The following is a 21,834-nucleotide window of genomic DNA, read 5'->3' on the forward strand; positions in this document are numbered from 1 at the left end:
GGCCACGCCACCCGCCTGCAAGCAAGGCGAAACGGCGGAATTCCCCGGCTCCAGCGAATGAAATCATACTTGCTAGTCGACAACAAGGATATTACCATTTCCGCACGCAAGGCCGGTAAAGGCGCTGTAAGCCACAACGAGCCGCGCGAAACGGGACAAGTCTGAAGCGAACGGCGGCTCAATTTTCTGGTCGCGTTGACCCGAAGGCCCATCGCAAGTCGCCGCCAACGAACAAGGACCCATCGGCAAAGCTGCTTTGCCGATGACGGGAAGCTCATGTCTTGGGGAGATCCGCCATGAACCGCGCCCACCCTTTTTCCGTCTATCTCACGTTCAGGCCCGCCTTGTGGGCGGTTGTGCTGGCGGCTTCCGTTGCCCTGCCGGCCCACGCGCAACCGGACGCCGTGCCCACGCCGCCTCCGGCCGCGGTACATAGCGCGAGCCTAGAACAGGTCACCGTGTCGGCCCGCAAGCGCACCGAGGATCTGCAGGACGTCAGCACCTCGGTCAGCGCGCTCAGCCCCACCGAACTGGACCGCCGGTTCGATGTCGACCTGCGCGACTTCGCCAATGCGGCGCCAAACGTCATTATCGACGACCTGCAGCAGGGTCCCGGCAGCCCGGCCGCCATCTCGATCCGCGGCATCGGCACCAGCGATGTCGAGAAGAGTTTCGATCCCACAGTGGGCGTCGTGCTCGACGGCGTGTTCATCGGCGCCAATTCGGGCGCCATGCTCAAGGCGCTCGACCTCGAAACGGTGGAAATTCTGCGCGGCCCGCAGGGCACGCTGTTCGGCCGCAATTCCATCGCCGGCGTCATCAATGTCACGCGAACAAAACCGGCCTTCGAGTTCGGCGGCCGGATTCGCGCCGGCTACGGTAATTACGACGACATCCAGCTCGACGGTTACGTCAACGTCCCGATCATCCAGGACAAGCTGGCGATCAAGATCGGCGGGGCCAAGCGCGAGCGCGACGGCTACTTCCACCACATCGACAAGGACGTGAACGTCGGCAAGCAGGACTACCGGGCCATCAACCTCAGCGCCCTGCTCGTGCCGGTCGAAGGGCTGGAGATTTACTACCGTTTCGACAAGCAGTGGCAGGACGAGGATGCGAACACCGTTCTGAACATGGCACAGCCCGGCCAGCTGTGGTGCAGCCTCAACGATGCGGGCTTTCCATTCGACAACCACTGCGCCGTCAGCGAACGCGTACCGGAATCCGGCGGCCGCTACCTGGTCCAGAACGACGGCGCGCCGGCCAAGGGCTTTTTCAACAGCGACACCCACACCGTCAATGCCGGCTGGGATATCACCGAAAGCCTGAGACTCGATTATGTCTTCGGCAACTTCCGGACCAATGAGGAGGTCTACCAGGACTGGGACGGCACCAGCGACACGCTCTATCACACCAACCGTCCCGCCCGGTACAGTCAGTCCAGTCACGAGTTGCGGCTGACGAGTTCCTTCGACGGCCCCTTCAACGTCGTCGTCGGCGGCTATTTGTGGGATTCCAGATACCGGATCGACCTGGAAAGCCTGGTCAGCTTCGTCGACCTCACCGCCATCGGCATTCCGCTCGGCACCACGCTCGACATATTCCAGACCGTCGGGCAGACCACCAAATCTGCGGCGATCTTCTTCGAGGCCGATTACGCCATCACCGACGCCCTGAAGCTCACCGTCGGCGGCCGCTATACGCGGGACAAGAAGTCCCAAGGCGTCACCGGCGGTCTCGCCGACGACGCGACCTTCGACAACCTGGACGATCCGGTCCGCGACAGCTGGAAGCGCTTCACCCCCAAGGCCAGCCTGTCCTGGAGCTTCAGCGAGGACGCCATGGTCTACGCCCTCTATTCGGCGGGCTTCAGGGCCGGCGGTTTCATCGGCCGGCCGTCGACGGTGGTGGCGGCGGTCACCCCCTACGATCCCGAGAAGGTGAACAATTTCGAACTGGGCTGGAAGACCGAGTGGTTCGAAAACCGGCTGCGCATCAATGGCGCGGCCTACTACATGAAGTACAAGGACAAGCAGGAGGAATTCAGCGTCTCGGTGCCTGGCGGTACCGGCCAGCAATCGCTGGTGCTGAACACCGCCAGCGCCGTGATCAAGGGCTTCGAGATCGATGCGATGGCGATCCCCGTCGACGGACTGACGCTCCGGGCGTCCCTTGGCCTGCTGGACGCCAAGTACAAGAACTTCATTCTGAACACGCCCGAGTTCGACAATGCCGACTTTTCCAACCGCAAGCTGCGCCGGGCGCCCGACTATACCGCCACGCTGGGCTTTACCTATGAATGGCCGCTGTTCAACGGCACCGCATGGGTCACCGCCGATTGGCACCTCGTCGCACCCTACGAGCTGACCTTCGACAATTCGCCTCAGTCTCATGTCCGGGCGCAGAACGTGGTCGACGCATCGATCAACTGGCAGTGGCACAACACCACCTTCAGCCTGTGGGGCCGCAATCTGACCAAGGAAGACGAATGGTCCCAATGTTACGACGTCGGTGTCGGCTACACACGGGCCGGCGTGCCGGCGGGCGGCCTGTGGACCTATTGCGCACCTCGGCCGCCGCGAACCTATGGCATCCGCATCGTGCAGGACTTCTGAAGGCGCTGCGTGGGCGCCTGGGCCAGTCGGCGGGTGTATTTTTCGCCGCAGGCTGGCCCACCCACGCGACGTCACGTATAACGGTCGCCATGATCCGCGGCCAAACCGCCCGTTCCATTAGGCACTCCACCGGATGACCAAACCTGAAAAGCCCGATGGCGGGCAAGGCAGCCTCGCGCCGCGCAAGCGCATGACCCAGGCCGAACGCACCGCGCTGTCGGACCAGCGCATGTATGACGCCGCCATGAAGCTGATCGGCCATCACGGCACCCACAACACCACCCTGAAGGACGTCGGCGAACTGGCGGGCTACAGCCGCGGACTGGCCAGCTACCGGTTCGGCTCCAAGGAAGCGCTGTTCGGTAACCTGGTAACGTTCTTCAACCACAAATGGGTCGAGGAACTGGACCGCTTCGTCGGCGGCCGCACCGGTCTGGCGGCGTTCATCGCCGCGCTCGACGCGGTCGAGGACTTCCTGCTCGAGCAGCCCGACTACATGAAAGCCATGTACATCCTCTGGTACGAATCGATCACCAGTCACAGCGAGGTGCGCGAACGGCTTGCCGAGCAGCACGAAGCCTACCGGGCCGACATCGTCCGCTGGGTCCGCGAAGGCATCGCCGAAGGCTTCATCCGTCCCTATATCGACGCCGAGAGGCTCTCCATACAGTTCTGCTCGTTCATCTTCGGCACCATTTACCAGTGGCTGGTGAAGCCCGAAGCCATCGACATTCCCGTGGCCTTCAGCGAATATAAACATGGCGTGCTGGCACTGATCACCGAACGGCGCCGCGCGCCGCGCTAGGCCGGAACGCCGCATTTGTTCACTTGCTAGTTCGGAACAAGTGTTTTAGCGTTATCGGCTGAAACGCCCTTGGGGAAGGGCGATTGAAACGGGAATCAGGAGCGGAAGATGGAAGTTGGCCTGCTGATGGTCTTCCAGAACTTCATGGACCGGACGACGGACCATGAGGTCTATCAACGCGATGTCCATCTGGCCGAGCTGGCCGAGCCGCTCGGTTTCGACACGCTGGGCGCGGTCGAGCATCACTTCTTCAACTACGCCATGTCGCCCGACAACATGCAGTTTCTCAGCTACATGGCGGCGAAAACCAGCCGCATCGGGCTGCTGACCGGCGCGGTAATCCTGCCCTGGAACAATCCGCTGCGGGTCGTCGAGAAGATGATCATGCTCGATCACCTCAGCAACGGCCGTGCGCTGTTCGGTATCGGCCGCGGCCTCGCCAAGCGCGAATACGACCGTTTCGGCGTTTCCATGAACGAGGCGCGCGACCGCTTCGACGAAGCCGCCGAATTGATCCTGCGCGGCCTGGAGAGCGGCATCGTCGAGGGCAATGGCCCCTATTACAAGCACATGGCCACCGAAGTGCGCCCCCGCCCCTACGCCACCTTCAACGACCGCTTCTACTGCGTCGCCATGTCGTCGGACTCGGTGCCGGTCTGCGCGCGCCTCGGCGGCAAGATGATGAGCTTTGCCCAGAAGCCGTGGGAAGAGATGGCCGGGCATTTCGACACCTACCGCACCATGTTCAAGGACTTCCACGGCCGCCCGGCGCCGTCGCCGGTATGCGTCGACTTCATGTGCTGCGACGAAAGCGGCGACCGGGCCGAGGAACTCGCCCGCGAACACATGGCCAATTATTACCTCACGGTCATGGAGCACTACGATATGGCCGGCGAGCACTTCAAGAACATGAAGGGCTATGGCGACTATGCCACCAATGCCGAGATCCTGCGCGACACCGGCATGAAGGACGCGGCCAACGGCTTCGTCGACATCAATACCTGGGGAACCCCCCAGCAGATCCTCGACAAGCTCGAGAAGCGCCAGAAGTCGCTGGGCGATTTCGACCTTACCGTGCAGGTCAGCTATGGCGGCATGAGCCTCGAGAACGCCGAAAGCAGCATGCGCCTGTTCGCCGAGAAGGTGCTGCCCGAAGTACAGGGCTGGCGCAAGGCGGCATAACCCGGACATAATCCCGCCCGGACCATTCAACACCGGGTCTCGCTATGTCGGCATCCGCAGCGCCCCGCTGCGGCAAGAATTCATGTGCAGCCGGTCCCGGGCGACTCCAGCGACCTCCAGCCATCCGGCTCGCATGCTGCCGGCACTCTCTCGGAATGGGATAGATTACTCATTTTGAGCAATTCCTAGCTGATCGAATAAGATTTTCATTTCGGGGCCTGCCTGATAGATTGCGAAAAAATGCATCGATCGCCTGGCAATTGGGTCGCCTCTACTATGCATGACACATCCCTGTCTCTCGGCAGACATATTGTCGCCGCAATTCGCGACCGCAGTGGAAACATCGCGATCATCGTCGCGCTATGCATTCCCGTTCTCCTGGCCTCGATGGCGCTCGGTTTCGAGATCACTCAGTGGTACATGGGCGAGCGCAGCATGCAGAATGCCGCCGACTCCGCCGTGACCGCCGCGGCCACGAATGGCGGTGCAAACTACGATGTCGAGGCGAGGGCGGTTGCCGCTCAGTACGGCTACGTGAACGGCGTGGACAACGTGACCGTCGCGGTAACCAACACAGCGCCCTGTCCGGCCGGCGGCAACAATTGCTACCGGGTCTCCATCTCCAAGCCCGTTCCCCTCTATCTCAGCCAGATGGTCGGCTTCCAGGGAACATCGGTCATCAACGGCACGCGCATGCAGAATGTGGGCAGCGCCGCGACCGCCACCCAGGCCACCGTCGAGCGGCCTTATTGCCTGCTCACGCTCGCGGGACTCTCCGGGCACAGCAGCACCGAGGGCATTCGCTGCAACGGTTGCCCGATGGCTGACTATACCGGCTGCAACATCATGTCGAACAATACGGCCACCTGTAACGGCCACACGACCCTGGCCGATATCGGCGACGCCCACAGCAACAACAACAATTGCGGCGTCCAGCCCAATTCGAACATGCCCCAGGTCGCCGATCCCTATGCCGTGCTGGCCTCCAATATTCCGGCCGATCCGTGCGGCGGCACCTATCACTATTACGTCCCGCGTCATGGACGCGATCCTGAAGTGCCGCTGCCCGCTTCCAACGTCTGGAGCGGCAACAAGACCGTAAACGGCACCGTCTCGATCTGCGGCGACCTGCAGCTTTCAGGCAATGTGAACATCAGCAATACAACCGGTGACGGCGGCATCCTCATCATCTGGAATGGCCAGCTCGATACCGACGGCAATACCCTGCAGACCACTGCGGGCTACCTGACGATCATCTTCGCCGGCACCAACGGCGCGTCCACCCACGCGCCGACCGGCGGCGGCGAATTGAATTTCAGCGCCCCGCGGACCGGGGTCTGGAAGGGGATGGCGATTTATCAGGCGCCAAACCTGACATCAGGCGTGGACATCTCCGATGCCGGCAATTCGCCGACCTGGAACATTACCGGCATCGTCTATCTGCCGAACGCCAGCGTCACCTTCAGTGGCGCGATCAACAAGGCCGCCACCAACGGCCTCTCCTGTTTCGGCATGGTGGTGGACAATATCAGGATCAATGGCACCGGCCTCATTCTCACTGCCTGCGATCAGGCCGGCGTGGTCTTGCCCTCAAGTACAGTGCCGGGCCGAGCCCAATTGGTGCATTGACCGGCCTCTCCCACCATGGCAGGTGCACGTACTCGCGCCATAATGACCGCCTGTGACAATTGGCCTTTATTCCAGTAAACTTTGTTCATCGAGTGTCCACAACAGGGCTGGGCGGAATGAAGGGCTGGATGCTGCGGGCATTGCGCCGCGCCGTACGCCGGTCGCATGCGGCTGTTGGCGACCGCTCCGGTAATATTTCCCTTGTCGCAGCCGTGTGCCTGCCCGTTTTCCTGTCTGTCCTTGGACTGAGCTTCGAGGTCGCTCAGTGGTACATGACACAGCGCGCCATGCAGAACGCTGCCGATTCCGCTTCCGTATCCGCCGCCATGAGCGGCGGCGCCAATTTCGACATCGAAGCCAGGGCTGTCGCGGCGCAGTACGGCTACATCCATGGAATCGATCATGTCAGTGTGGACGTCACCGACGGCACGCCCTGCCCCTCCGGCGCCGGAACCTGCTATCAGGTCACCATCACCAAGCCGGTGCCGCTCTACCTCATGCAGCTGATCGGGTACCAGGGCAACGTCACCATCAACGGCACCCATATGGTTGCCCTGTCCAGCGGCGCGACTGCCGAACAAAGCCTGGAAAAACGGGAATATTGCATTCTTACGCTGGCGGGACTGCCGGGCCACAGCAATACCGAAGGCTTCCGCTGCAACGGCTGTCCCAAGGCCGACCTGACCGGCTGCAACATCATGTCGAACAACACGGCTACCTGTAACGGCCATACCACGCTGGCCGACGTGGGAGACGCGCATGGCAACAACAATGGCTGCGGAATCGAACAGAACTCGAACCAGACGCAAGTGATTGACCCCTACGACCAGCTGGCGGCACATATTCCGGCTGACCCATGCGGCAGCATCTATCCGCAAAGCCCCGCCAGAAGGAGCGATCCGGACCTTCCCCCTTCAAATCAATGGTCGGGCGCGAAAGTGGTCAACGGCAACGTATCCATCTGCGGCGACCTCGAACTGACCGGCGATGTCGATGTCACCAACTCGTCGGGCGACGGCGGTGTGTTGATCATCTGGAACGGCAAGCTGGACATCGGCAACTTCCGGCTGCGAACCGTCAGCGGCTATCTGACAATCGTCTTCGCCGGCGTCAATGGTGTCTACGCCCATGCGCCGGCAGGTGACGGCACGTTGGATTTCAGCGCGCCAATCAGCGGCAACTGGTCGGGCATGGCCATCTACCAGGCGCCCAACCTGACCTCCGGCGTGGACATCACCGAAGCCGGCAACCGGCCAACATGGAACCTGACGGGCATGGTCTATGTGCCCCATGCCAGCGTCACGCTGAGTGGGGCGGTGAACAAGTCGGCCACTAATGGAGCCTCCTGTTTCGGCATGGTTGTCGACAACATCCGGGTTAATGGCACTGGCCTCAGCCTGAACTCATGCGATGCCGCGGGTCTCGAGTTGCCATTCAGGCATGTGCCTGGAAGAGGGAAATTGGTCCATTAGCCAAAAAATGCGGCAAAATTAATATTGATTATTAATAAGGCCTTAGGAGCAATGCAATCTTCGCGCCTCGCACTGCCCGAAATCATGTCATTCTAGGCATCACAGGAATATGAATATGCAACTGCTTCGAATTCAAGGTATTAATGTACCCGTCATCATGCCAGAGCGCTGCCTTGGCGATAAAGGTTCAGGAAATGGTCCGCCCAAGTAAGGTTCACATTCAAAACGCCGAAGGCGCCTCCGGGCGCCGCGGCGGGCTCGCGTTCTTGCGCGATCGCCGGGCCAATATCGCGATCATCGTAGGCCTGTCCCTGCCCGTGCTGCTGGCCACGTTCGGTCTCGCATTCGAAATCGGCCAGTGGTACATGAACAAGTGGCGCATGCAGAATGCTGCGGATTCCGCGGTGATCGCTGCCGTCAACAACAGCAGCAATTATGTGACGGAAGCGCGGGCTGTCACCGCCCAGTATGGCTACATCCACGGCGCCGACAACGTGACCGTGGCCGTCACCAATACCGCCACCTGCCCCACCGGCAGCAACGACTGCTACCAGGTGACGATCGACAAGCCCACGGACCTTTACCTGAGCCCCATGGTGGGTTTTCAGGGCAGCACGGTGGTCAACGGCAAGAAGATGCAGAACCTGAGTTCGGCCGCCATGGCGAGGCAGGCCGCCACGCCGCGGGAATATTGCATTCTGGCGCTGGCGGGAAGCGGGGTCTCCAATGGCATCCGCACCAACGGCGCGCCGCAGGCCACGATGCCGGGCTGCGACATCATGTCCAATACCAATGCGACCTGTAACGGCCATAACCTGAACGTGGATATCGGCGACGCGGCGGGGACGAACAGCGGGTGCGGGGCCGAGCAGAACTCGAACATGCCGGTCGTCGCCGACCCCTATTCGGGCCTCGCGGCCAACATTCCCGCGAACACCTGCACGGCCGCGCAAGTGACCGCTGGCGTCACCTGGTCATCGAACCAGACCTTGAGCGGCAATGTCGCCATTTGCGGCGACCTGAAACTGCTCGCCAATGTGACCGTCAGCGCCCCCACCAATGCCGTGCTGATCATTTACAACGGCGCTCTGAACCTCAACGGATTCACGCTGCAGGCGACGAGCGGATCCGGAATGACGCTTGTGTTCGCGGGCGACAACGGCAGCTATACCCATGCCCCGATCGGCAACGGCATGCTGGACTTCGCGGCGCCGACGACCGGCGCCTGGAAGGGAATGGCCATCTACCAGGCGCCCAATCTGACCAGCGGGGTGGACATTTCCGAGGCCGGCAACACACCCGCATGGAAGATCACCGGCATGGCCTACCTGCCAAACGCCGCTGTTACGCTGAAGGGCATCGTCAACAAGGCCAGTTATGGTGCATCCTGCTTCGGCCTCGTGGTTGACTCGCTGCTGTTCGCCGGCACCAGCGCGATCCTGGCACACGGCGAATGCTCCCTGGCAGGGCTCGACCTGCCCTACAACACAGTCCTGTCTCGCGCCGCACTGGTAAACTGAAGGAATGGCGCTTGATGCTTGTTGACCTGCGTTTGAACACCCGCATGACGGCATGGGCCGGGCAGATGCTTCGGTTTGGCCGCGATCGGCGCGGCGCCGCAACCATCGAGGTCGCATTGACGACCCTGTTCATGGCCTATTCGGTCATGAACGTTGCCGACATCTCGATCTACGCCTATACGCGCATGCAGGTCCAGAATGCCGCCCAGATGGGCGCCCAGGCCGTCTACGAGGCCTGCGACAGCAAAAAGCTGCCCGCGACAAGCAAGTGCGCCGGCATGAACGCGGCGGTGACGCGCGGCATCCAGAGCACGGCGCTGGGAACCAGCGTCACCCTGAAAAGCGGCTCGCCTGCGGAAGGGTATTACTGCATCAATTCGTCGAACAACCTGCAATATATGAGTTCCTATTCCAACAAGCCCGCCGATTGTTCCGGTGCGGGTATGCCCGGCCTGAAGCCCGGCGACTACATCAAGGTCGAAACGACCTACACCTACTCTCCCTTGTTTCCCGGCAACACGACAGTCGGCAGCCTGATGACGACGCCCATCACGGCGACCGCGCTGGTTCGCCTTCAGTAAGCCATGAAAACCACCAGACGAAATACCGACATTGCCGACAGCAGCGGCGCGGCCGCCGTCGAGTTTGCGCTCGTTCTGCCCATGTTCCTGACCCTGCTGATCGGTGGCTTTTTCGCCGCCTTCCTTCTGTTCACCGCCGGCGGCCTGCATTTCGCCGTGGAGCGGGCGGCGCGGTGCGCCAAGGTGCAGACATCCGTGTGCAGTTCCGCCGGCGCCACCGAAGCCTATGCCCAGACGCAGTTCGCCGGCTACGGCGTGACGCCCACCTTCACGGCGGTGTCCACAACCTGCGGCCAGCAGGTGAGCGGATCGGCGACGTTCTCCATGAACTTTTTTGTCAAGACGGTCAGCGTGCCGTTGACGGCAACCGCCTGCTATCCCTGACACGCGGCCCGCGCGCCCAACGCTTTTGCTCCGCCGGAACCAGCGATCCGCCGGTATCGCCGATGCCGCGAGGGCCGGCAAATTCGGCCATGGTGGTCCCGGTGGTCGTCGAGAGGCTGTCCCCGCCGTCCCGAAAGTTCTTGGAACTTGCCGCCTCGCTCTCCGATGATGGAGCCCTCATCAACGACTGGCCGGTGGAAGATTCATGCCACATTTCGTCACCCTGCTGGGCAGCCTGCGCAAGGGCTCCTACAACAACATCATCGCCGGCGCCCTGCCGGCACTGGCGCCCGAGGGGGTTACCATCACCGCGCTGGGATCCGTCGGCGCGGTGCCGCACTATGACGCCGATGTGCAGGCGCAAGGCTGGCCCCAGGCCGTAACCGCCATGGCCGGCGCCATTCGCGCCGCCGACGGGATCATCATCGTCTCGCCCGAATACAATTATTCGGTCCCAGGCGTGCTCAAGAACGCGATCGACTGGTTGTCGCGCCTGCCGGAGCAGCCGTTCAAACACAAGCCGGTGCTGATCCAGAGCGCCTCGCCCGGCGCCATGGGCGGCGCCCGGATGCAGTATCATCTGCGCCAGAGTCTGGTGTTCCTCGACGCCCGGGTATTCAACGTGCCGGAGGTCATGGTTGGCGCCGTCCACAACAAGGTCAATGAACCGGCGGGCGAATTGATCGACCAGGGCACGCGCGACTTCATCGCCAAACAGCTGACGGCGTTCGCCACTTTCGCCCAGGCCTGACATGGACAGGTGAAATGGAACACCGCAGCCTCGAGGAAACACGCGACACGCTGGCCCAGCGACTGGCCGAGTTGCGCGACTCCATCAGCGCCACCGCCGACAGCCGCGCGCCGGTCGAACTCGACCAGGCGTCGGTAGGCCGGCTTTCGCGGATGGATGCGCTCCAGGGCCAGGCCATGGCCATGGCGTCAGCACGCCGGCGAGACGATGAAATCCGCCGGATCGAGGCAGCGCTGTCACGGATCGATACCGATGAATATGGCTACTGTCTTCGTTGCGGCGACGAAATCGCCGCGGAACGGCTTGCCGCCGACCTGGCCGCCGCCCTGTGCATCGGCTGCGTCTCGGAGACCGGGAAGCGTTAACCCGTTGACCACGGGCGCATGCTCACGAAGTCGTGCGCCAATTATATTTTCATTTTTATGGAAATTGCGCTAATCATTGCCATGGGGTTACAGGCTGTAATTATTGCGGGCATGTTTCTATGACCATCAAAGCCAATCTGCTGGCAGCGATCATCGGGATCGGTGCGCTCCTTGCCGCCGCCGCGCCGGCCAGCGCGCTCTATGATCCGACCATTCCCGGCCTCCAGTTTACCGGGCTGACCTATTCGGCGCCTTACGGCGGCCCGCACCGGGCCACGGTCGAAAGCGATATCGAATCGCTGATCTCCGGCGACGCCTATTTCGTCGGACGAGTTAACAATAATATGGTTCAGGAAGTGGCCGGCAGCGGCAGTCCATATTTCGCGAATAGTCTGGACGGACTGTGTATCGATACCGGTTGCACCAGTGGCACCTGGTCGTTCGATCCCGGTCCGAGCAATTTCCTGATCGCATTCGTCGAGATTTCCACCGCCGGTATAAGCCGTCTGTATGAGGTGGTCGATTACGCCCTGCTGGGAAGCTGGAACACCAACGCGCTGTCGATCGAGCCCGAGCCTATCCACCGCGTGTCGCACATGGACTTCTATGCCGTGCTCGCCGAAACCGCAGGCAGCGTGCCGGAACCCGGCGTCATCGTCCTGCTTGGCCTTGGCGTGGCGGGCATCGCCGGCGCACGCTGGCGCCGCAGGACGCGCCCTTAGCCCCAGGCTATTCACGGCCCGGCCGCCAGCGGTCCGCAACCGCGGCGCCGCGCTTGTTGGAGGCCGGCCGAATGTCCCATCCCCCTAGGTAATGTCACTCAGGCGATGACATGCGCCGCCGCCGCCATTGGCCGGACATATTCCCGGCCAATGCGATATGTCGCATAGGACGGCGCGCGCCCGTCACCGGCAATAAAGGCCACACGGTCAATGTCGGCCATGGGTGGATGGCTCGGCCCCTAGATATGTCGACACCTTGCCCCTAAGATCGCCTGCCGCGCCAATACCAACGAGGAAGTGACACGCCATGGAATTTACGCAGAGTGCAAGAAGCTTGGAATTCAAAGCCAGAGTGGTAGATTTCATGGATACCCATATCTACCCGGTGAACAAGCGCTATCTGGAAATCGCCCACAGCGATCGCCGCAACGATCCTGAAGCGTTGGCCTTTATCGACGACCTGCGCGCTCAGGCCAAGGAACTGGGTTTATGGAACCTGTTCTTTCCCCACCTGCGGGACGATGAACCTGGCACCGGGCTGACTAATTTCGAGTTCGCACCCATTGCCGAAGAGATGGCCAAGCTTCCCTGGGCCTCTCAGGTGTTCAACTGTAATGCTCCCGTCACGGGCAACATGGAGTTGCTCGGCGCGGCGGCCAACGAGGCGCAACGGAAAAAGTGGCTGCGGCCCCTGCTGGAAGGGGATTGCTATTCCTGTTTCGCTGCCACGGAACCGGAGGTAGCCTCGTCCGACGCCACCAATTACCAGACCACTATCGTGCGCGATGGCGATGAGTACGTGGTGAATGGCCGCAAGTGGTTCATTTCCCTGTCCATGCATCCGAAGTGCCGCTTCATGATCCTGATGGGCAAGACCAACCCGGAAAATCCCAACCGCCACAAGCAGCACGGCGTCATCATTATTCCGCTGGATACCCCCGGCGTTCAGATCCTGCAGGATACAACAGTGATGAACGCCTATCACATTGGCGGGCATCCCGAGATTCTTCTGGAAAACGTGCGCGTGCCTGCTGAAAACCTGCTGGGCGAACCGGGCGAAGGCTTCGCAATCATGCAGAAGCGCATGGGGCCTGGCCGCATCCACTACGGCATGCGTTGCGTGGGTATGGCCGAGGTGGCCCTCGGCCTGCTGATGTCCCGGGCCAAGGAACGCGTTGCCTTCGGCAAACACCTGCATGAACACGGCAGTGTGGCCAACGATATCGGCCGCTCCAGGATCGAGATCGACCAGGCCAGGCTCCTGTGCATGCACACGGCCAAGGCGCTGGATGAAAAGGGTGTCAAAGGCGCCCGCAAGGAAATCGCCATGCTCAAGATCGTCGGCACCGAACTGCTGCAGAATGTTTCCGAGCGCGCCCTGCGCGTGCACGGTGCCATGGGCGTATCCAACCAGACTCCACTGGCTTCCCTGCTTGGGCTGGGCATGCACTTGAGCATTGCCGATGGTCCCAGTGAAGTGCATTTGCCGGGTATCGCGAAAATGGAACTGCGCAACCACGATCCCGCTGATTTCCAAAAGTTCTACGATATTCCCAACAGGACTCGCGTTTAGGGGACATTTGGCTGATCCGATTTGGGAATTGCCGTTCGTGCCGATAGTACGAACGGCAATTCCCGGAAAGCGCCGCCGGTGTTCCCCGTCAGCGCTATGGCCCGGATTTGAGGGTGCGATTCAAGGAGGATTTAGGTCCCGTCGCCGTGACGAAGGAACGAAAATGAGACCTAAACCTCAAGCCAAGACGCCCGCAAGACAGGTGTGAAGACACACACCTGTTACCGGAGCGCCCCAGATCAAGGCCTCCGGAGCATCTACAACGCCTTCAGACTGTCCAGGTCCAGCCGGTAGGTCTCGTCGGCGTCGTAACCGTAATCACTGGCGCTGAACCGCCGGCCGTGCTGGTCGAGCCAGTGGGTCCCTTCGCATAGCGTCATCGTGGCCTCGTAATCCTCGCGGCCCTTCAGTCCATGCACGGTTCCACGATGGGTTGGCGTCGGCGCGGCCGTGGCGTCGTTCGCCTTTGCGACCTTGGCGACCCTGGCAACCTTCGGCGCCTTGGGGGCATCGGAGGCCTTCGCAGGCTTGGGTGCGGGTGTGCGCTCTGCAACGGGCGGCGCAACGTGGCGCGCCTCCAGCGCCTCCACCAGCCGCATGATGGTGCCCTTGAGAGCCACCGGGGGCAGCCACACCTCATCCCTGACATATCCCTTGGCTCGGTCGATGACTTCCTCCAGGGTCGGCTGAACCTCCGTGCCCTGTAGGCGAGCCATCCGGCGGTGGTAGGGGTCACGATCCTTGGATATGGGCGTCTTGCGCATCATTCCGGTCTGCTCTGTGATTTGAAGTGGGGTAACGCCTGACAGGTGACCTTGTGCCGCGGCCAACGTCCACGGCGGACGTACCTACATCGGGTTGGCATGTTCCGGATTGCCGTGGCGGTCAAGGTCGGGCAACCGGGCGCAACCAGGCGGCGGCGCGGCTCGCGGGGATCGACCTGGGTTTGCTGAAGCCCCACCCGCGATACCTCCACACGGATGTGGGGACGTGAAGACGCTGGGAACCTGCCTTCTGGAGGCGAATGGAGAGGGGATTGTTTGCGGCGTGGGTATCTCGTGGGTACCGAGACAAAACCGCATCAGAAGGCACGGCGCCTGACTGACTGAAATCTTGGTGGGCATGCAAGGACTCGAACCTTGGACCCGCTGATTAAGAGTCAGCTGCTCTACCACCTGAGCTACATGCCCTCACCAAGGAGGCGGCTTATACAAAAATGACTGTGCCGTGTCGACTAGGAAAACGCAGAAAAGACGGCACGATCACAGCACCGTTCCCTGCCGTGCCAGCGGCGTGGTTCCCTGGCGCGACAGAACCACGTTCCGATGCACATAGACGTTCATCAGCAGGCCCATGCCGATCAGCAGGGTCATCATGGCCGAGCCGCCATAGGACACCAGCGGCAGCGGCACGCCCACCACGGGAATAAGCCCCATGACCATGGCGATGTTGATGAAGGCATAGAGGAAAAACGTGGTGGTGACGCCCACCGCCATCAGCCGCGCGAAATGATTGCGTGCCGACAGGGCGATCAGGAAGCCGTAGCCGATCAGGACTGCATAGAGGGTCACCAGCGTCACGCCGCCAACGAAGCCGAATTCCTCGGCAAGGGCGGTGAAGATGAAATCGGTCTGCTTTTCGGGCAGGAAATCCAGGTGCGACTGGGTGCCCTGCATGAACCCCTTGCCGCTCACGCCGCCCGACCCCAGCGCGATCTTCGACTGCTGGATGTGATACCCGGTGCCCAGCGGGTCGCTGTCCGGATCGAGGAACGTGAACACCCGGTCTCGCTGGTAATCGTGAAGCTGATAGAAGCCGCCCACGGCGGCCGCCACCGCAAGGACGGCGCCCACGAAGAAGACCTTTCGCGGCACCCCCGCCACGAACAGCAGCGTCGCGCCGGCGGCGGCGATCAGGATCATCGTGCCCAGGTCCGGCTGCAGCACCACGAGCACCGAGGGCATGCCGATCAACAGCGCCGGCGTGATCAGCGACTTCATCTTCCTGACCTCCTCGAGGGTCAGGCCGTGATAGTAGCGGGCCAACGCCATCACCAGGCCGATCTTCATGATCTCCGATGGCTGCAAGCGCACGAAACCAAGATCCAGCCACCGCTGCGCCCCGCCGCCGATATCGCCGATGATCTCCACCGCGATCAGCATGAGGAGACCGACGCCATAGACTGCGTAGGACAACTTCCACCACCATTTGATGTGCACCAGCGCGATCGCGACCATGCAGGCAAAACCTGCGGCGAACACCACCATCTGGCGTCCCGCCAGCTTGCCGAAATCGCCCGAGGACACCGAATAGAGCATGGCGAAGCCGATGCCGGCGATGCACAGCAAGACGATCAGCATGCTGCCGTGCAGGTCCATCAGCTTGGACACCAGCAACCGGTAGCGATCGCGGGCGGCGCGCGCGTCAGCCATGGTCATCCTCGCCATGGCCGTGATCGCCGTGACCGTGTTGGCCGTGGCCGTCCGTGCGCAGCTCGTGCAATGCCGCCTCGGCCAGCATTGGCCGGCCGCCGGTCAGGCCGCAGGGGTCGCGAATGAATGCCTCGCGCATGATGTCGCGGGCGATGGGCGCCGCCACCGCGGACCCGCCGCCGCCATGCTCGACGATGATGGAGATCGCATAGGCCGGGTCATCGATGGGCCCCCAGGCGACGAACAGCGCGTGGTCGCGTTCCTCCCACGGACGGCTTTCGTTCTTGGGCACGCCGCCCGCACGCATGGCGGCGCTGATCGCCCGAACCTGCGATGTACCGGTCTTGCCGGCGAGTCCCCTGGGCCAGTCGCGGATGCGCGATCGCCCGGCGGTACCGCGCCCGCCTTCGGTCACCGCGATCATGCCGTCCTGGGCAACCTTCAGCACCTCCGGCGTGACGCCCACGGGCGGGAAATTGTCGGCCGCGCGCCCCGGCCTGGCGTTGCTTCTGAGCAAGGTCGGCGTCACCGCGTAGCCGCCATTGGCGATCCGCGCCGTCATCACCGCAAGCTGCAGCGGCGTGGCCAGCATATAGCCCTGACCGATCGACACGCTCAGCGTCTCGCCGTCATGCCACTTGCGGTCGCGCTTGCGGGTTCTCTTCCAGGCCCGGGTCGGCACGAGGCCTTCCTGCTCGTCATCGATCTCGATGCCGAGTCTTTCGCCGAGGCCGAAGCTCCGCGCCATGCGCGCGATGGTGTCCACGTCCATGCGCCGGGCCAACTCGTAGAAATAGACATCGCAGGACTGCTCCTGCGCGCTCACCATGTTCACCGAACCGTGGCCGCCGCGCTTCCAGCAATGGAACGTGCGTCCGCCGAAGCGCATGGAGCCCGGGCAGAACACGGTATCCTGCGGATTGATCAGCCCCGCTTCCAGCGCCGCCATGGCGACAACGGGCTTGAACGTGGACCCCGGCGGGTATTGTCCCTGCACGGTCTTGTTCATCAGCGGCTTGCGCTCGTCGGCCAGCAGCGCCTTCCAGACATCGGTCCTGATCCCGAAGTTGAAGTCGTTGGGATCGAAGGCCGGCGCCGACGCCAGGGTCACCACTTCGCCGGAATGGACGTTCATCACCACGACGGCGGCGCTCTGGTCCGCCAGACGCTGCATGGCAAAGCGTTGCAGGTCGGCGTCGATCGTGGTGACGAGATCCTGGCCGGCCTTGCCGTCGTCACGGGTCAATTCGCGGACCTCCCGGCCCAGCGCATTCACCTCGACCCGCCGCAGGCCAGGTACGCCACGAAGAACCTTGTCGTGATGGCGCTCGAGCCCGCGCTTGCCGATGCGGAACTCCGGCAGCATGTAGAGCGGATCGTCGGGCAACCGCGCCAGTTCCTTGTCGGTGATCTGCCCCACATAGCCGGACAGATGCGCGAACTCGGCGGGATAGGGATAGAACCGGCTGCGGCCCGCGTCCGGCTGCACGCCGGGCAGTTCCGGGGCAATGCCGTTCACCAGGGCGAATTCCTCCCAGGTCAGGTTATCCGACACCGTCACCGGCAGAAACCGGCGCGACCGCGCCGCCAGGCGCATCACCGCCTCGATCTTCTGCGGCGGCAGCGGAATGATGCCGGCAAGCTGTCTCAGCGTGGCCTCGAAGTCGCCGGCCTGTTCCGGAATGACCGAGACCCGGTAGTTGAGCTGGTTGTTGGCGATCTCCATGCCGTGCCGGTCCAGGATGCGGCCGCGCAGCGGACTGATCAGCCGCAGGTCGACGCGGTTTTCCTCGGCCAGCAGCTTGTACTGGTCGGCGTTGACGATCTGCAGGTGCACCATCCGCCCGACCAGGGTCAGCAGGCCCAGCGCCTGCGCGCCGCCCAGGATCATGGCCCGGCGGCTGAGTTTGCGGTAGCGCTCGCCCTTGATGTCCATCTCAGGCGTGCTCGTACATCAGCTTGTCGACCTGACGGAAACCGATCGCCAGCGGCACATAGGCAGCGGTGCCCAGGCCCCAATGGGCGATGAACGGCCATACCGAGAACCAATGGTTCCACCACAGGCCGGCGAGCATCCAGGCGAGCATGGTCAGCGCGGCCGAAATAAGCGCGAAGCCCAGCCAGCCAACCGCGAAAGGCTGGGTCAGCAACACCTGCCGCTGGTTCTCGATCACACCCCGCGTCACCACCAGCAGAAGCGCCATCAGACCGAGCGGCCCGCCCACCAGGATGTCCTGCCACAGGCCGATGGCGAAGGCGGCGGCCAGCGGCATGGCTTCCGGCCGGTACAGCGTCCAGTAATAGACCAGCGGCAGGGTCAGCGACGGCATGATGACACTGAACTCGGGCGAGCCATATGGCACGAAGGACAGCACGGCCAGCAACATCCCCAGAACAAAGGGAACGCCGGTGCGGATGGCGACGATTGCCCGTTGCAGGGTCGCGGTCATCGATTGCCTCCTGCCGCTGGTGGCGGCGTCTCGCCAGGCGGTTCTTCCGGCGCGGGATCGGCGGGCTCCAGTGCCGGTTCCGGGCCACCTTCATCGGGCGGCGGCGCCCCGGAGGGCGCCGGCGCCCGCCGTATCGTGGTCAGCGGCGGGCTGGGCAGCACGGGCTCCGGCATTGTCGCGATACCCATCGGTGGCTCGATGCCGCCGGTCTCCGCCGCGAGCGCCGGCCCCGGCAGGAGGCCGTCGAGCGGCTGCGCGACCGGGCTCTGCTCTGGCTTCTCGAGCGGTTCGTAGGCCATGACGTTGACGTAATCAAGGCGCGACAGATCGGCGGTCAGATTCACCCGGACGGTCGACCCCTCGACGAAATCGACCACGCCGACGGCAAGCTTTGGCGGAAAGATACCGCCGTCACCCGAGGTGAACACCTCGTCACCGACCCGGGCCGACGACTGCATCGGCAGATAGGCCAGCTTGGGCCTGTCGCTGTTGTCGCCCACCAGGATCGCCCGGTCGCCGGTGCGGCGGATGAACACAGGGATACGGCTGTTCAGGTCGGTCAGCAGCAGCGCCCGCGACGATTGGCGCCCCACGGTGACAATGCGGCCGACCACGCCCGACTGGTCCATCACCGGCTGAAACTTGCTGATGCCCTTGCCCACGCCTGCATCGAGCAGGATGGCGCGCACGAACGGGCCGCCGGGGTCACTGACAACGCGGGCGGAAATGGCCGGGATGTCGATATCCTCGCTCACCCGCATCAGCGCGCGAAGCTGCGCGTTCTCGTCGTCGAGCCGCATGGCGACGTTACGCCAGCGCCTCAGGCGCTCGTTCTCCTCTCGAAGCGCCTCGACCTTGGCCGCGCCGTTCAGCGTGTCCGTGAGCGCCACCCCAAGCCCGCGCACGGCGGTGACCGGCTCGCCCAGCACGTCGACCACCGGCGCGGCGACGTCGATCAGCACGCCCTGCACCCGCTCATTGAGCGTGGGATAAACCTTGGAAACGATCAGCAACCCGAACGACACCGCCACGAAGATGGCAAACGGAAGCCGCGGCGCCAAACCGCGCTCCGGATTCGTCGTGCGCGCCGTACGGCCGCCTGACCGTCTCACGGGCTGCATCTCCCAGTTGAACGCGCGGAAGGCGGCGCCTGGCGCCGCCGTGGCCGTCCGCTAGATTCCCTAATAACCCCGGAGCAGGACGGCTTGCAACAGGTTGTCCTCGAGCGACTTGCCCGTGCCGAGCGCGACGCAGGACAGCGGGTCCTCGGCGCGCGTCACCGGCAGGCCGGTCGCATCACGGATCACCTGGTCGATCTCGCCCAGCAGGCTGCCGCCGCCGGTCAGCACGATGCCCCGGTCGACGATGTCGGCGGCAAGCTCCGGCGCCGTGTGCTCCAGCGCCACCTTCACCGCGTCGACGATGGCGGCCACCGGCTCGGCCAGCGCTTCGGCGATCTGCACCTGGTTGATGATGATTTCCTTGGGCACGCCGTGCATGAGATCGCGGCCCTTGAGCTGGATCTCGGCGCCGATGCCATTGGTCGGCGACTGCGCTGTGCCGATCTCCTTCTTGATCCGCTCGGCGCTGGCCTCGCCGATCAGCAGATTATGGTTGCGGCGGATATAGGCGATGATCGCCTCGTCCATCTTGTCGCCGCCGACGCGCACCGACCGCGCATAGACGATGCCGCCCAGCGAGATCACCGCCACCTCGGTGGTGCCGCCACCGATGTCGACGACCATGGACCCGGTCGGCTCGGTCACCGGAAGCCCGGCGCCGATGGCGGCGGCCATGGGTTCCTCGATCAGGAAAACCCGGCGCGCGCCCGCGGCCTCGGCGGATTCCTGAATGGCGCGGCGCTCAACCGGCGTCGAACCCGACGGCACGCAGATCACCACCTGCGGGCTGGCGAAGGAACGGTGGTTATGCACCTTGCGGATGAAATGCTTGATCATTTCCTCGGCGACCTCGAAGTCGGCGATGACGCCGTCGCGGAGCGGCCGGATGGCGGCAATGTTGCCGGGCGTCCGGCCCAGCATGGCCTTGGCCTCGTTGCCGACGGCCAGCACCTGCTTGCGGCCGTGGGGGTCCAGGATGGCGACCACCGACGGCTCATTGAGCACGATGCCGCGTCCCTTCACATAGACGAGGGTGTTTGCAGTGCCGAGATCGATGGCCATGTCGTTTGAAAACAGGCCAAGCAGACGTGAGAACATTAAGACCTATGCCTTGTTCTTTTGCGGGAGTTGCCCCATCACTCGCGGGTTGATGTTTTGCCCTTGAGGGTCGCCATCAGGCGAATCAGCCTTCGATTGCGAGACTTTACACCATTTTCCTCAGAGGGGATTTGATAAATCCGGCCTCTGGAGAGGTATGGATGCTCACCCCGTCAGGTGAAACGGACCCACCCCTCCACGGGTCCGTTTCCAGCGCAGCCGGGGGTTTACCGAATTCAGGGGACCGGAGCAAGAGGGAAAGCCGCGCTGCCGCACGCTTCTCCGCGTGGCGCGCCATGCTAGACTGCGGCTGCCGGGAGGTGCACCGCCTGTCTATTGCGACACCACAACTGGATACCGCCAGACTTTTCCTGCGCCCGCTCGAGATGGCGGACGCAGCAGCGGTCCAGCGTGTCTTCCCACAATGGGAAATCGTCCGCTACCTGGCCAGCCACATTCCTTGGCCCTACCCTGCCGATGCGGCCCTGACCTATTTCCGCGACCGCGCGCTGCCGGCCATAGAGCGCGGGATCGAATGGCACTGGAGCATCCGCCCCAAATCGGCGCCTGACCGGCTGATCGGCATGATCAGCCTGATGTCCAGGCCGGATGAAAACCGAGGCTTCTGGCTGGATCCGGCATGGCAAGGCCGGGGCCTGATGACCGAGGCCTGCGAGGCCGTCACCGAGTTCTGGTTCGATGTCCTGGGCTATACGGTACTGCGCGCTCCCAAGGCCGCAGCCAACACGCCGTCACGGCGCATCTCGGCGCGCGGCGGCATGCGGGTCATCGCCGTCGACGAGCGCGATTACGTCTCGGGCCGGCTTCGCACCGAACTGTGGGAGATCACCCGCGACGAGTGGCTGGCCAGGCGGCGTTAGGCGTGCGGCAACCGCGCATCTGATTAAGTGTCCAGGGTGATGCGCAGCCGCTCCGGCGCGCCGCCAACCCGCTCGAACTCCAGGATCAGGGAACGGTCGGCCCCGGTCGCTGTCACCCTGAAATCAAGATGCGTTTCCGCGCGGGCGGCGCCGCCCGCGCTGGACAGGGCAAGACCGGCGCGGAACAGCACTTCCTCGAGAACCGAGCGGCCCCAGGCCTCCAGATCGGCAATACCGCCAACGTCCGTCATCG

At 63.2% G+C, this 21,834-nt stretch carries 20 protein-coding genes and 1 tRNA gene; 13 read left to right on the forward strand and 8 right to left on the reverse strand.

From position 1 onward, the window contains the following. Positions 1-296 precede the first annotated feature (296 nt). The 12 genes from WJU21_RS18140 (at position 297) to WJU21_RS18195 (ending at position 13,599) form a co-directional block, all read left to right on the forward strand. Positions 297-2,615, forward strand: a complete 2,319-nt coding sequence (locus WJU21_RS18140) for a TonB-dependent receptor (protein WP_346324882.1) — start codon at positions 297-299, stop codon at positions 2,613-2,615. A 133-nt stretch (positions 2,616-2,748) separates the two neighbouring features. Further along, a complete protein-coding gene (locus WJU21_RS18145) occupies positions 2,749-3,420 on the forward strand; it encodes a TetR family transcriptional regulator (RefSeq protein WP_346324883.1) in 672 nt (223 codons plus the stop codon). 108 nt (positions 3,421-3,528) lie between these two features. After that, the gene (locus WJU21_RS18150; protein WP_346324884.1) at positions 3,529-4,602 is read left to right on the forward strand and encodes an LLM class flavin-dependent oxidoreductase; all 1,074 of its coding nucleotides are present in this window, start codon (positions 3,529-3,531) and stop codon (positions 4,600-4,602) included. Positions 4,603-4,878: 276 nt separating this feature from the next. Next, complete coding sequence (locus WJU21_RS18155) at positions 4,879-6,231, forward strand: pilus assembly protein TadG-related protein (protein WP_346324885.1); 1,353 nt, start codon at positions 4,879-4,881, stop codon at positions 6,229-6,231. Positions 6,232-6,347: 116 nt separating this feature from the next. Next, positions 6,348-7,703, forward strand: a complete 1,356-nt coding sequence (locus tag WJU21_RS18160; RefSeq protein WP_346324886.1) for a pilus assembly protein TadG-related protein — start codon at positions 6,348-6,350, stop codon at positions 7,701-7,703. 266 nt (positions 7,704-7,969) lie between these two features. Further along, positions 7,970-9,223, forward strand: coding sequence for a pilus assembly protein TadG-related protein (locus WJU21_RS18165; protein ID WP_346324887.1), 1,254 nt, complete (start codon positions 7,970-7,972; stop codon positions 9,221-9,223). A 14-nt stretch (positions 9,224-9,237) separates the two neighbouring features. Continuing rightward, complete coding sequence (locus tag WJU21_RS18170; protein WP_346324977.1) at positions 9,238-9,804, forward strand: TadE/TadG family type IV pilus assembly protein; 567 nt, start codon at positions 9,238-9,240, stop codon at positions 9,802-9,804. A gap of 3 nt (positions 9,805-9,807) precedes the next feature. Further along, the gene (locus WJU21_RS18175) at positions 9,808-10,188 is read left to right on the forward strand and encodes a TadE/TadG family type IV pilus assembly protein (RefSeq protein WP_346324888.1); all 381 of its coding nucleotides are present in this window, start codon (positions 9,808-9,810) and stop codon (positions 10,186-10,188) included. 205 nt (positions 10,189-10,393) lie between these two features. Then, positions 10,394-10,939: an NADPH-dependent FMN reductase gene (locus tag WJU21_RS18180; protein WP_346324889.1), complete on the forward strand. Its 546-nt coding sequence runs from the start codon at positions 10,394-10,396 to the stop codon at positions 10,937-10,939. Between the two features lie 14 nt (positions 10,940-10,953). Continuing rightward, positions 10,954-11,304 carry a TraR/DksA C4-type zinc finger protein gene (locus WJU21_RS18185; protein WP_346324890.1) on the forward strand — a complete coding sequence of 117 codons (351 nt, stop codon included), beginning with the start codon at positions 10,954-10,956 and terminating at the stop codon, positions 11,302-11,304. A 119-nt stretch (positions 11,305-11,423) separates the two neighbouring features. Further along, positions 11,424-12,026 carry a PEP-CTERM sorting domain-containing protein gene (locus WJU21_RS18190; protein ID WP_346324891.1) on the forward strand — a complete coding sequence of 201 codons (603 nt, stop codon included), beginning with the start codon at positions 11,424-11,426 and terminating at the stop codon, positions 12,024-12,026. Positions 12,027-12,333: 307 nt separating this feature from the next. After that, the gene (locus WJU21_RS18195; protein ID WP_346324892.1) at positions 12,334-13,599 is read left to right on the forward strand and encodes an acyl-CoA dehydrogenase family protein; all 1,266 of its coding nucleotides are present in this window, start codon (positions 12,334-12,336) and stop codon (positions 13,597-13,599) included. A 257-nt stretch (positions 13,600-13,856) separates the two neighbouring features. Here WJU21_RS18195 and WJU21_RS18200 read toward each other — a convergent pair whose 3' ends face one another. From WJU21_RS18200 to WJU21_RS18230, 7 genes are all read right to left on the reverse strand, one after another. Beyond that, on the reverse strand, positions 13,857-14,366 hold the full coding sequence (locus WJU21_RS18200) for a hypothetical protein (RefSeq protein WP_346324893.1): 510 nt from the start codon (positions 14,364-14,366) through the stop codon (positions 13,857-13,859). Between the two features lie 347 nt (positions 14,367-14,713). Next, positions 14,714-14,789 (reverse strand) — tRNA-Lys (locus WJU21_RS18205). Positions 14,790-14,861: 72 nt separating this feature from the next. After that, positions 14,862-16,031, reverse strand: coding sequence for a rod shape-determining protein RodA (gene rodA, locus WJU21_RS18210; protein WP_346324894.1), 1,170 nt, complete (start codon positions 16,029-16,031; stop codon positions 14,862-14,864). Then, positions 16,024-17,967: a penicillin-binding protein 2 gene (gene mrdA / locus WJU21_RS18215; RefSeq protein WP_346324895.1), complete on the reverse strand. Its 1,944-nt coding sequence runs from the start codon at positions 17,965-17,967 to the stop codon at positions 16,024-16,026. The genes rodA and mrdA overlap by 8 nt, the downstream gene beginning before the upstream one ends. A 1-nt stretch (position 17,968) precedes the next feature. After that, on the reverse strand, positions 17,969-18,481 hold the full coding sequence (gene mreD, locus WJU21_RS18220; protein ID WP_346324896.1) for a rod shape-determining protein MreD: 513 nt from the start codon (positions 18,479-18,481) through the stop codon (positions 17,969-17,971). Next, the gene (mreC, locus tag WJU21_RS18225; RefSeq protein ID WP_346324897.1) at positions 18,478-19,542 is read right to left on the reverse strand and encodes a rod shape-determining protein MreC; all 1,065 of its coding nucleotides are present in this window, start codon (positions 19,540-19,542) and stop codon (positions 18,478-18,480) included. Before mreC ends, mreD begins: the two co-directional genes overlap by 4 nt. 120 nt (positions 19,543-19,662) lie before the next feature. Beyond that, the gene (locus tag WJU21_RS18230; protein WP_346324898.1) at positions 19,663-20,700 is read right to left on the reverse strand and encodes a rod shape-determining protein; all 1,038 of its coding nucleotides are present in this window, start codon (positions 20,698-20,700) and stop codon (positions 19,663-19,665) included. A 296-nt stretch (positions 20,701-20,996) separates the two neighbouring features. On the opposite strand from WJU21_RS18230, the gene WJU21_RS18235 reads away from it, so the two are divergent. Next, a complete protein-coding gene (locus WJU21_RS18235; protein ID WP_346324899.1) occupies positions 20,997-21,581 on the forward strand; it encodes a GNAT family N-acetyltransferase in 585 nt (194 codons plus the stop codon). A gap of 23 nt (positions 21,582-21,604) precedes the next feature. Here the strand turns inward: WJU21_RS18235 and WJU21_RS18240 are convergent, their stop codons facing one another. After that, positions 21,605-21,832, reverse strand: coding sequence for a hypothetical protein (locus tag WJU21_RS18240; RefSeq protein ID WP_346324900.1), 228 nt, complete (start codon positions 21,830-21,832; stop codon positions 21,605-21,607). Positions 21,833-21,834 lie beyond the last annotated feature (2 nt).

The organism is Emcibacter sp. SYSU 3D8 (assembly GCF_039655875.1).
Lineage (GTDB): Bacteria > Pseudomonadota > Alphaproteobacteria > SMXS01 > SMXS01 > RI-34.